Below are 12,671 nucleotides of genomic sequence, written 5' to 3' on the forward strand. Positions count from 1 at the left end.
CTCCTAGCTAGTTGGCAACTCTTTCTCAGATAGTTTCTTATCAATCTGTCCGCTATTTTCTTTCTGTACCATGACATTGGCATGAATATAAGCAATTGCAGAAGCTTTCAATACGTCAAAGTCAATACCAGAGGCGTTAAAGACGGTTTCCGTTGCCTTGTTTTCTACGGCGACAAGCACACGCGCCTGGGCATCAATTCCATCGGTAATAGCGTCGATATGGTAGCGTTCCAAGCTGATCTCTTGGTGGAAGAATTGGTCAATGGCATTAAAGACAGCCTCAACCGAACCCTTGCCAGATTCCACAACAACCACTTCTTCCTCATCCTGATTGATGAAGATGACCTGTGCCTGAATACTTCCGTCAGACTGGCTATCCAAACGCAAATCTTTAAATTGGAAACCATCACGATTGCTGATTTCTGTCCCAGCTACCAAGGCACGAATATCTGCGTCCGTGATTTTTTCTTTCTTGTCCGCCAGATTTTTAAAACGAGCAAAGAGACCAGCAACATCACTTTCTTCAAAATACAAGTCTAATTCTTTCAGCTTTTCCACAAAGGCATGGCGACCAGATAGTTTACCCAGTGGCAGAGAATTTTTCTTGACCCCTACCAACTCAGGTGTAATGATTTCATAAGTCAATGGATTTTTCAAGACACCATCTTGGTGGATACCTGACTCATGAGAGAAGGCATTGCCACCAACCACCGCCTTATTGCGTGGAATGGCAATCCCAGAAAAGCGAGATACTAATTCCGAAGTATTGAGCGTTTCCTTAAGAACAATCGGACTGGTCACATCATAGAAATCTTTCCGAATTTCAAGGGCAACAGCTACTTCTTCAAGGGCCGCATTTCCTGCCCGCTCACCGATACCATTGATAGTTCCCTCAACACGACCGGCACCGTTTTTAATAGCTGAAAGAGTATTGGCAACAGCCATACCTAGGTCATTGTGGCAATGCGGACTGAAAATAATCTCACGGTCCGATTTGACGTTGCTTGTCAAGTAACGGAAAATTTCTCCGTAGTGCTGAGGAGTCGTAAAGCCGACTGTATCTGGAATGTTGATGTAGGTCGCACCAGCATCTACCGCTGTCTGCACAACTTCTAGCAAATAATCCAACTCCGTCCGCGTCGCATCCTCTGGCGAGAACTCCACTACCTCAAAACGCTCACGGGCATAGCTGACATGTTCAGTGATTTGCGCCAAAATTTCTTCTTTGGTCTTTTGAAGTTTAAATTCACGGTGAATGGGACTGGTCGCAATGAAAACATGAATCTGCGGATACTTGGCATCTTTCAGAGCCTCATAACAAGCATCAATGTCTGACTTGACTGACCGAGCCAAACCTGTCACAGCCGTCTTGGTCATAGCCGCCGCAATCTGACGAACCGCTTCAAAAGAATCAGGACTGGCAGCTGGGAAACCCGCTTCAATGGCAGAAATCCCCCATTTCTCCAACTGCTTGGCGATGGTCACTTTTTCCTTGATAGAAAAATTCACACCCGGCGTCTGTTCACCATCCCGTAAAGTCGTATCTAAAAATTCAATCACACGCATAAGAATACCTTTCTAAACTCTTCAAATTAAAGATATACGAACAACTAGTTCCTTACTCTATAATTTTGACAGTCCATTCAACTTACTTTTAGTACTAGCTCCAACAGTCAGAGTAGTGACTGTTGGAGGTGGGAAATAAAGCGAACTTAGTTCGCATCAAAAGCTACAGTCAGAGTAGTGACTGTTGAAGGTAGGAAATAGAGCGAACTTAGTTCGCATCAAAAGCCGAAGACAGCTTGCATAGTCCAGTGGATTGTGCAAGGCGGGAGATTAGACTTGCAAAGCAAGTCACATCCGTGGAGTACGGCAAAGCGAGTTAACGCAGTAATAAAAGAAAAGGGGATGGACTGTGATAAAAAGAAAACACCTCGAGGATTATTACCTGCGAGATGTTGTCAACAGCGCCCGCTTGGTAAGCCAAACAGGACTAATGCTACCTAGTGCACTAGCCCAACCGTCGCAACAACAAAGTAAAGTTTGTAGTGACTGGTTTCATTTGACTTTTTCCTTTCAGTGTTCTGGAACCTGTATTCACAGTTCAGCACTTCCATCTAAGGCTAGTATTTCAGCTACTCATCGTTAGTTTTTTTCAAAATACGTCAGTATTCCCTCAAAAAACTGCCTTGATTAGCGAAAAACCACATCTTATATGCAAGCACTTCACTTGTGAATACAGGTTCTTGGTTGTTTACAATAATACCTTACTTTTTTTCACTTGTCAATACAAATGTTGTAATTTTCTGAAAAATCCGAACAATGCGGCAATTCCCGCAAATCCCTCCACAAATAAAACCAAACCTCATCCGAAGTTTGGTTTTACAGTTCATTTTAATTCCGTCTGGAACTGCTAAAAATTGCCACCAGTAATACTGCTCCAAAGACTGACGGTACCAGGGCCATGCCAGCAAATTGTGGTCCCCAATCACCAAAGAGCAACTGTCCAATCCACGAACCAGCAAGCCCAAGGATAATATTCCCCAGACAACCACGACGGTCATCTGACGAAGTAAGAGCGCCAGCAATCAAGCCAATAATGGCACCTGCGATAATACTTGTTAACATCTTGTATTCCTCCTATTCTTACAAAATGGGAGTGGGAAAGAACTCGACTAGGTCAAAAAGAGTTCGTCTTCCCACCCCCGCACAGTTGATTAGGTCAGATTTGGAGTGCAAAACACGAACAAATCTGCCAATCAACCACTGCGCTGAGATGTTGACACGAACTCTGAGAAGTGACACTGGGCTTTTTGCCCAATTTCATTCAAATATCATTAGATAGCCCACTCACCGTCACGGAAGATTGGTACACGGGTACCGTCTTCACGGATACCGTCAATGTTCATCTTGTTGGAACCAATCATAAAGTCCACGTGAACATCTGAACGATTGAGACCAGCTTCTTTAAGCTCTTCTTGGCTCATTTCTGTACCACCTTCGATAGAGAAGGCATAGGCTTGACCAATCGCCAAGTGGTTTGAGGCATTTTCGTCAAAGAGAGTATTGAAGAAAGTCACGCCTGATTGAGAGATTGGGCTCTTGTCTGGCACAAGGGCAACTTCACCGAGACCACGTGCACCAGCATTGTCAAAGACCAATTTCTTCATGACTTCATCGCCTTTTTCAGCTGTTACATCCACGATTTCACCATCTTTGAAGGTTACTTTGATGCCTTCGATGATGTTACCATTGTAGCTGAGTGGTTTTGTAGACGTTACATAGCCGTCTGCTACACGGTAGTCAGGTGCTGTGAAGACCTCTTCTGTTGGCATATTGGCAATAAAGTGTTCACCTTGGGCATTGACCGAACCAGCCGCTTCCCACAAGTGATTCTTCGGCATACCAAGAACGAGGTCAGTTCCTGGTGCTGTGTAGTGCAATTTGACAAACTGCTCGTCGTTAAGGACCTTAGCCTTAGCCACCAAGCGTGCCTCATGCTCTTCCCAAGCCTTGATTGGATCTTCTTCGTAGATACGGCAAGTCTTGAAGATTTGATCCCAAAGGAGGTCCACTGCCTCTTCGTCAGACGCTGCATTTGGAAAGACTTTTTTAGCCCATTCCAAACCAGAGGCTGCACCAAGTGTCCAACTAACCTTGTTCGCTTGCGTTGCTTGACGCATTGGCTGCAATGCTTGGCTGAGTGCACGAGCGTTGCGAGACAATTTCTCTGGATCCACACCGTCGTAAGCTCCTGGATCTTCAGACAAGACCACCAAACGGCTTGCCTTGCGCTCTAGGAGGTAGTTCATTTCAGTAACACGTTGTGGATGAACTTGTTCCAAGAGTTCCACATCTACATTGACCAAACGTTCACGCGCAATCACATCGTCCAACCAGTTGACCAAGACTTCCTTAGCACCATGAGCGTAAGCTTCTTTGACAATCAAACGTGCCAACTCAGCCTGTTCCACACCAATTGTCAATTGAATCGTGTGACCTGGTTGCACATTGATACCTGTTGAAACCAAAAGTTTAGCATATTTAGCGAGATTTTCTTTAAAATTTGGTAATACCATCTTTTTCTCCTTTGTACTTTGAAATACCCTATTATTGTATCATATTTTAAGCTAGACAGATAAAAAAACTTCCTGCTGATACAGGAAGTTGGAAAGGTTAGCTCTGGGAGATAGTTAGAGCTGGAAGATAAAGCGAACGGAGTTCGTGTCAAAAAGCCGAAGGTATAACTCAATGCTCTCTTATTTCTAGGCATTGACTTGAAACAGTCCCCCAGACTGCTTGCACAGTTAATGGACTGTGCAAGATTGGAGATAAAACTTGCAGAGCAACTCGCTTTTGCAAAATCAGGCAAAGCGAGTTCAAACAATCCAGTGGAGTGAAACAGTTCGGGGAACTGTTTCAGCCTGAGCCCAAAAACGCAAAAGCGAGGTTGAAGTTGGAAATAAGGAAACGAAGTTTTCTCATCTGCCGACGTAATAAAACAAACTGTAAATATGTATACTCAATGAAAATTGAAGTCAGACTAGGCGACGCAGATGTAGATAGAACTTAAGTTCATCACATCAAGTCAACAACGTCTGATCCCATCACAGGGTAAAGTTTTCAGTTTGCTTTTAGTACTAGGCAACGAGCTGAAGGCTGTACTGAAGTACGCCAAAGCGAGTTAACGACGTAATAAAGCAAACTGTAAACTTTACTAGTTACCAAAAACCTTTACACGGTCACTATCCGCCATATAGTCTTTGTCTGCTGCTGGAGCTGCGATGCTTCCGAATGGTGCTTGTGCACGGAGTTTCCAGTTAGCTGGGATACCGTATTTTTCAGCAACTTGTGCGTCAACCAATGGGTTGTAGTGTTGTACGTTCATGCCGATATTTTTCTCAGCGAAAGCCAACCATACTGCGTACAAGTTGATACCGTGAGCTTGCTCAGACCAGATTGGGAAGTTTTCAGCGTAAAGTGGGAAGCTTTCTTGCAGGCCTTTAACCACGTCTTGGTCTTCGAAGAACAAGATAGTACCAGCACCAGCCGCAAAACCAGCCAAACGACCTTTTGTGCCTTCAAAAGCTTCTGCTGGCGTTACTTTTTCTAATTCGCTGTAGGCAATTTCGTTCCAGAAAGCATCTGATTCAGCTCCGAAAAGTACAACTGCACGGCTTGATTGTGAGTTGAAAGCTGATGGAGATTCTTTCATGGCTTTCTCAACAAGTGCTACTACTTCTTCGTTTGATACTGGCAATTCTTTACCAAGTGCATAGATAGAACGACGAGTTTCTTGAAGTTTTGCAAAGTTTGACATAGGATTTCCTCTTTTCTTATTGTTACTACATAGTAGTTTTTTATCACTATGTAGAGATTATATACCTATCAAAAATATTAGTCAAGAGTTTTGATTTCTTTTTATAAAAAAAATTCACTGCTTCCAAAAGAAACAGTGAACAAGTTTAAAACAAATCATCAAAGAGACTGAGCTGGTTATCCTCTGGCATTTTGCCGAGAATGCCCATTTCATCCATTTTTTCAACCAGTGTACCTGACAATCCACCACGCTTACGGAGTTCTGTCTTAGAGAGGAATTCTCCCTCTGCACGCGCCGCCACAACCTGCTTGGCAACGTTCTCTCCCAGACCATCCATGGCAACAAATGGCGGGATGAGGGTGTCTTCTTCAATCAAGAAATCGGTCGCATGGGACTTGTAAAGGTCCAGCTTACCGAACTTGAAACCACGTTCCAGCATCTCATTGACCAACTCAAGCGTGGTATAAAGGTCTTGCTCAACGTTTGAGGCTTCGTTGTTCTTCTTCTTGAGGGCAATTTCTTCCATCTTGGCCTTGACCCGTTCCAGACCACCTGACATGGTCGCCAAATCAAAGGCCTTGGCACGAATAGAGAAATAAGCACAATAGTAGTAGAGTGGGTGATGAACCTTGAAATAGGCAACCCGCAAGGCCATCATAACGTAGGCAGCCGCGTGGGCTTTAGGGAACATGTACTTGATTTTCCCACAGGATTCGATGTACCAGTCTGGCACCTTGTTATCCTTCATGGCTTGGATATAGCCATTTCGCTCTTCCTCGGAAATCTTGAGCCACAAGCCCTTCCGCACCCGTTCCATGATGTTAAAGGCCATCTTAGGTGGCAAACCTGCGTGCATGAGATAAACCATGATGTCATCCCGACAACCGATAACTGTGGATAGGTCGGCAATTCCTGCCTTAATCAAGTCCTGGGCATTGCCCAACCATACGTCTGTACCGTGGGATAGACCAGACAGCTGCAAGAGTTCTGCAAAGGTGGTCGGTTTGGTTTCCTCCACCATCCCCCGTACAAAGTTGGTTCCAAATTCAGGAATGCCCAGCATACCTGTCGGCGTCCCAATCTGCTCTGGGGTAACTCCTAGAATTTCCGTACCTGAGAAAAGGGCCATCACTCCCTTATCATCAGCAGGAATGGTCTGCGGATCAATGCCCGACAAGTCCTGCAACTTGCGAACCATGGTCGGATCATCGTGACCCAGGACATCGAGTTTCAAGACGTTTTCATCAATATCGTGGAAGTTAAAGTGGGTCGTCTGCCAGTTGGCCGTCACATCATCGGCAGGATACTGAACAGGTGTAAAGTCATAGACATCCATGTAGTCAGGGAATACGATAATTCCCCCTGGGTGCTGACCAGTCGTCCGTTTGACCCCAGCCGCACCAGCAGCCAAACGTTCTACTTCTACATCACGGTAGAATTTGCCATAATCCCGCTCATAGCCTCGGACAAAACCATAGGCAGTCTTAGCAGCTACCGTACCTACCGTTCCTGCACGGAAGGCATTTTCTTCGCCAAAAATATCCCGAACATCCAAATGGGCAGAGGGTTGGTCATCCCCTGAGAAGTTCAAGTCAATATCGGGAACCTTGTCTCCATCGAAACCAAGGAAGGTCTCGAAAGGAATGTCCTGTCCATCTTTTTTATACTTGGTCCCACATTCTTCACAGTCCTTGTCTGGCAGGTCAAAACCTGAACCATAGGAACCATCTGTGATAAATTCACTGTGTTGACAATTTGGACAGACATAGTGAGGAGGCATAGGGTTTACCTCGGTAATCCCAATCATGGTCGCAACGAAACTGGAGCCGACAGACCCCCGTGAACCCACCAGGTAGCCCCGCTCGTTGGAACGATGCACCAACATCTGCGACGCCAGGTAAATCACGGCGAATCCATTACCCAGAATGGACGTCAATTCCTTCTCAATTCGCAGGTCAATAATATCAGGCAGAGGATTGCCATAAATTTCAAAGGCTTTTTGATAGGTCAATTCCGCAACCGTTTCCTCAGCCTTCTCAATATAAGGCGTGTAGAGGTCGGTCTTGACTACCTGAACATCTTCAAACCGATCGAGCATGGCATTGGGATTGGTAATGACAATCTCGCGCGCTAGACTTTCTCCCAAGAAGGCAAATTCGTCCAACATCTCGCTGGTCGTTCTAAAGTGAGCCTTAGGCAGTGGTGCTGGTTGGGCATTCTCACCATTTCCGATGGTCCAGTTAATCGGTGCCCCTTGACCTAGGGCACGAACAATGATTTCCCGATAGATTTCCTCTTCGGGGTCAATATAGTGAACATTTCCTGTCGCCAAAACTGGCAGACCTGCCCTACGTCCTACCTCAATCAACTGCTTGATAGTCTCTTCAATCTCTGCCACGTCCTTAAACTGCTCCTTGGCAATCATGGGAGCATAGAGAGCAGGTGGCATGACTTCGATAAAATCATAATAAGCTGCCGTTTTAACCGCTTCATCTATCCCTTTGGAGAGTAAATCATCGAAGACCTCGCCCTCTTGACAGGCTGTTCCCAATATTAAGCCTTCACGATGGGCATTGAGAACGGTCCGTGGAATACGTGGAACTCCCTCAAAATACTTGGTATTAGAAAGAGAGACCAGTTTGAACATATTTTTCAAACCAACCTGATTGATCACATATAACGTGGCATGCTTGACACGAGCCTTCTTATAGGAATCCTCCGCAATCAGCTCCGTATTTAGCTGGTTGAGATTGGTCAAATTGTGCTTCTCCAGAGCATCTTTTAGAAAGATGAAGAGCAGGCGTCCTGTCGCCTCCGCATCGTAGTTGGCCATGTGGTGATGTTCAAGAGCAACACCAAACCGCTTGGTGAGAGGACCTAAACCATGACGCTTAAAGTCGGGGTAGAGGTTACGAGCAAATTCCAAGGTATCAATGACAGGCTGGCTAATAATAGGTAAGCCTGCTCGTTCATAGTTGACATTCATAAAGCCAACGTCAAAGGTCGCGTTGTGGGCAACCATGACGGAATCTTGACAGAAATCTTGAAACTCACGCAGGACTTGTTCCAGAGGTTTAGAACCGCGCACATGCTCATCTGTGATTCCTGTCAGATCTGTTGTAAATTGACTGAGCGGATGACCTGGATCGATAAACTCATCAAATTCTGCAATGATATTGCCCTTGTGCATCTTAGACGCCGCAATCTGAATCAGGGCATTGTTGACTGCAGATAGACCGGTTGTTTCCACGTCAAAGACCACATAGGTTGCTTCGGACAGGACTACATCTGCTTCGTTGTAAGCAATGGGCACAGAGTCCTCAACAATATTGGCCTCCATCCCGAAGAGGGGCTTAATCCCAGCTTTACGGGCAGCATGATAGCCATGGGGGAAGGACTGGACATTGCCATGGTCAGTAATGGCCACCGCCTTGTGTCCCCAAGCCGCAGCACGTGCCACCAAGTCCTCAACAGCAGGCAGGGCATCCATGGTAGACATATTGGTATGAGCATGAAACTCGACCCGTTTCTCCCCTTCAGGCATAAGGTCCTTACGGATTTCCTTCTTGACCTCTTGGACTTCCTGCACATTCATAGTCAAATCACGGGTAAAATTATTGGTCTCCACATTGCCTCGCACCCGCAACCAGTTGCCCTTTTTGACCATATCAAACTTCTGGGCCTCTTCCTCATTCTTAGCCCACTTCTGCAAGGTGAAGGACGAAGTATAGTCGGTCATCTTAAAGTTGATAATGACCCGTCCCGTCTTGGTCGTCTTCTGCTCGACCTCAAAGACCAGTCCCTCAAAGACAATCCGGTTCTCCTCACTATCCACCTCAATCATAGGCGTAATCTCAGCCTTTTCAATATTGACCTTGGCAGGACGATTTTTCTTATATTCTGGGACAAATGGCTGAGCTGCCTCTGGTGGTGGCGCCATTTGAGCCAGTTGTTCAAGGGCCGCCAAGTTTTCTTCATTAGCCTGCTGGTAAATTTCTTCATTTTGCGCATGGAAAATCTCCGCTTGTTGCTGCGTCATTTCCTGACAGACTTGGATGTCCACCGCAAGATTGCCAAAACCAAATCGCTTATATTGTTCCACAAGATTTGGCAGATGATTCTTCCGAAAATGATCTGTGTCAATGGTTTCAGGACCTTTTATCCACAAAACACCATCTCTATAAGTCACCTCTAATGGCTGAAAAAGAGCCTTGAAGCCTGCACTCTGGCACAAATCTTCCGTAAAAGCTTCTGGATAATAAGCTTCTACCAAACCAGCTTCAAAGGCCTCCGCATCGCTGACAATAGAAAATTGAATCTTATTGCCCACCTTTTCAAACTCCGTCGCCAAACGAGCCTTGAAGAGTTGATAATCCATGAGCGGCAAGGGGGTTTCAAAACGGAAGGTAAATTCCCAGAGTTTGCTGACCTTGTGCAAGACTACTTTCTCAATCGTTGCAGTCGAAAAAGCCCCTGATTGTCGTGCATCAAGAGGCATTCCGATTTGTTGTAGCAAGAGTTGAAACTTATCTGACATACTTATTTCCTTTGTAGTTCGTTAGAAACATTTTACCATAAATGAGGTATTTTTTCCTGAGTCAGGAAGAAAAAACTCTCAGGTTCATTTCCTGAGAGATCTGATTTCTATAGAAATTGGTAGCCTACCAAGCCGCAGCTTCTGTCGGTGCTTCTAAAAAATCCAGCCATTTTTTATCCTTGACACGACAGAGGGTGACAGAAATTCCTCCCATATCTAGACTAGTCATAAACTTACCTGTTTTTATATAGGAAAGCTTCAGACCTTCTAGCTCTAGAAATTGGCAAATGTCGTTCAAAAAGATTCCTTGCTCAACCTCGGACATAGATCCAAGATTATTGACCAGGAGGATGTAGTCTTCCCCCTCCTTCCAGCGGAATTTTAATTTTAATTTGTTCACAATTTCGTTGGCTAACTGCTCAGAGGATTCAAAACGAACGGTCCGATAGCCTTCTTCTCCATGGATGCCGATGCCGTAAGATATTTGCCCCTCCTCCAAATCAAACAAAGGCAGGGCAGCATTGGGCAAATAGGCCGACTTGGTTGCAAAACCGATGGTCGCAATTTCTGTTGCCAGAGACAGTCCCAGCTGTTCCAATTCATCCAGGCTATAGCCAGTAAGGGCAGCAGCTCCTAATATCTTATGAAGTAGAATAGTCCCTGCAAGCCCCCTATGCCGCATACGGAAATTATTCTTAGTATCGACCGAAATATCGTCATGGGATACGATGTACTTGACTGCAATTCCCTCCTGCCGAGCCAATTCGATGGCTTTTCTAAAAGAGACAAGGTCTGCCTCAAAGTTTTTTACAATCAGAAAAACTCCCTTGCCCTTATCTACTGCACGAATGGCTGCCAAGACTTCTTCAGCAGTTGGTGGAGTAAAAATCTCTCCATAAACTGCTGCAGTCAGCATTCCTTTACCGACGAAGCCAACATGGGCTGGCTCATGACCAGAACCACCGCCAGAAACAATCGGAATCTGTTCCCCATTTTGTCTTCTTTGCAGAACAATCGGAAGCCCCTTCACTTTCTTCACTTTAGGATTGGTTCGACAGAAACCATCCAAATAATCTTCAATAATTGTTGCCTGTCTATTTCTAATAAACACCATATATTAACTCCTACAAAATCAAAAACGACTCGCGAACAAGAGCCACCATTTGCTTCCAATAACTGTGAATCTGACAAGGCGACTGCGTCAGTCCTTCCTTTATCAGTCCAATCCAAGCATTAACATGATAGAGAATCAAAAAATGCTTATCCTGTTGGGAAATTATTTTACCCTCCTGAAGCTGGTATTCGTTGATAATTTTCTCCATCAAAACCATAAAGTAGCCTTCTAAATAGCTGACAAAATCATTTTGCCCCTTAATCTCAAAGAGTTGTCTATAGAAAGATTGGTTACTCTCGATGTAGTACAAAAGCTCATCCAGAAGCTTGATTCCACTAATATAGGTCAGATTGTCAGTTACCTGCTCCTGCAATTCTGTTTCAAATATCCAGTCCAGCAACTCATACTTGTCTAAAAAATGGTTGTAAAAGGTTTGACGACGAATCCCTGCTTCCTGCATGATGTCGACAACTGAGATTTTATCAAAGGATTTTTGGGATAGCTGTTTTTTAAAAGCCTTTGCAATCCTTTTCTTTGTAATCAACGAGGTTGGCATATGTCACTTCCTTTCGCTTCCTCTTTATTATACCCTATCATGCTTTTCTTTGGAACAAAAGGGACACTTTGGACAATCTGTCCCTTCCTTTTTTCTTTCGGACAATGTAAAATGAAAGCGCAAACAAAAACAAAGGAGTTTTCTCATGAAAAAAATTATCAATCAACCCGAACATGTCGTTGATGAAATGTTAAAAGGACTTGTCTTTATGCACCAAGATCTTGTCGATCGTATCGATGGATTTGATGTGATTATCCGCAAGGCTGAAAAAACTGGTAAAGTCGGCATCATCTCAGGAGGTGGCTCTGGTCACGAACCTTCTCATGCAGGTTTTGTCGGCAAGGGCATGCTGTCTGCCGCTGTATGTGGCGCAGTATTTACCTCACCAACACCAGACCAAATCTTGGAAGCCATCAAGGCTGCTGACGAGGGAGCTGGCGTCTTTATGGTCATCAAAAACTACTCCGGCGACATCATGAACTTTGAGATGGCGCAAGAATTGGCGGAAATGGAGGGCATCGAAGTAGCCAGTGTCGTTGTGGACGATGACATCGCTGTAGAAAATAGCCTCTATACCCAAGGCCGTCGTGGGGTAGCAGGTACCATCCTTGTCCACAAAATTCTCGGTCACGCTGCAACAACTGGCAAATCCCTAGCAGAAATCAAGGAACTAGCCGACCGTCTCGTCCCACAAATCAAGACTATCGGCTTAGCCCTTTCAGGCGCTACTGTACCAGAAGTGGGCAAACCAGGCTTCGTCCTTGAAGAAGATGAATTTGAATATGGTGTCGGTATCCATGGCGAACCTGGCTATAAGAAAGAAAAACTCCAACCATCTGCTAAATTGGCTGAAGAATTGGTTGAGAAATTGGCAGAAGGCTTCGATATTCAAGATGGCGAGCACTATGGTGTCCTTATCAACGGTCTCGGCGCTACCCCACTGATGGAGCAATATGTCTTTGCCAACGACGTTGCTCAATTGCTGGCTAAAAAAGGTGTGGTCGTTGACTACAAGAAAATCGGTAACTACATGACATCGATTGATATGGCTGGACTGTCATTGACCTTAATCAAATTAGAAGACCCAAGCTGGATTGACGCTTTGCAGGCCCCTGTTGAAGTGGTAGCTTGGTAGGAGAAAGAC

At 45.0% G+C, this 12,671-nt stretch carries 8 protein-coding genes; 1 reads left to right on the plus strand and 7 read right to left on the minus strand.

The genetic code is table 11. The features are described from left to right. Positions 1-3: 3 nt before the first annotated feature. From K5Q34_RS05465 to dhaS, 7 genes are all read right to left on the minus strand, one after another. On the minus strand, positions 4-1,566 hold the full coding sequence (locus K5Q34_RS05465; RefSeq protein ID WP_221864641.1) for a 2-isopropylmalate synthase: 1,563 nt from the start codon (positions 1,564-1,566) through the stop codon (positions 4-6). A gap of 828 nt (positions 1,567-2,394) precedes the next feature. Continuing rightward, positions 2,395-2,628, minus strand: coding sequence for a GlsB/YeaQ/YmgE family stress response membrane protein (locus K5Q34_RS05470; protein ID WP_002938398.1), 234 nt, complete (start codon positions 2,626-2,628; stop codon positions 2,395-2,397). Positions 2,629-2,837: 209 nt separating this feature from the next. Beyond that, positions 2,838-4,079, minus strand: coding sequence for an aminopeptidase (locus K5Q34_RS05475; protein ID WP_105211712.1), 1,242 nt, complete (start codon positions 4,077-4,079; stop codon positions 2,838-2,840). Between the two features lie 638 nt (positions 4,080-4,717). Continuing rightward, positions 4,718-5,320, minus strand: a complete 603-nt coding sequence (locus K5Q34_RS05480; protein ID WP_105133996.1) for a nitroreductase family protein — start codon at positions 5,318-5,320, stop codon at positions 4,718-4,720. Positions 5,321-5,465: 145 nt separating this feature from the next. Beyond that, a complete protein-coding gene (locus tag K5Q34_RS05485; protein WP_172115470.1) occupies positions 5,466-9,857 on the minus strand; it encodes a PolC-type DNA polymerase III in 4,392 nt (1,463 codons plus the stop codon). A 124-nt stretch (positions 9,858-9,981) separates the two neighbouring features. Then, positions 9,982-10,971, minus strand: a complete 990-nt coding sequence (gene dhaQ / locus K5Q34_RS05490) for a DhaKLM operon coactivator DhaQ (RefSeq protein WP_221864642.1) — start codon at positions 10,969-10,971, stop codon at positions 9,982-9,984. A 10-nt stretch (positions 10,972-10,981) separates the two neighbouring features. Further along, on the minus strand, positions 10,982-11,527 hold the full coding sequence (gene dhaS / locus K5Q34_RS05495; RefSeq protein WP_221864643.1) for a dihydroxyacetone kinase transcriptional activator DhaS: 546 nt from the start codon (positions 11,525-11,527) through the stop codon (positions 10,982-10,984). Between the two features lie 145 nt (positions 11,528-11,672). Here dhaS and dhaK point away from each other — a divergent pair, with 145 nt between their 5' ends. Then, on the plus strand, positions 11,673-12,662 hold the full coding sequence (gene dhaK / locus K5Q34_RS05500; protein WP_044758335.1) for a dihydroxyacetone kinase subunit DhaK: 990 nt from the start codon (positions 11,673-11,675) through the stop codon (positions 12,660-12,662). Positions 12,663-12,671: the final 9 nt, after the last annotated feature.

This window comes from Streptococcus sp. 2018110 (assembly GCF_019754115.1).
GTDB classification, from domain to species: domain Bacteria; phylum Bacillota; class Bacilli; order Lactobacillales; family Streptococcaceae; genus Streptococcus; species Streptococcus hashimotonensis.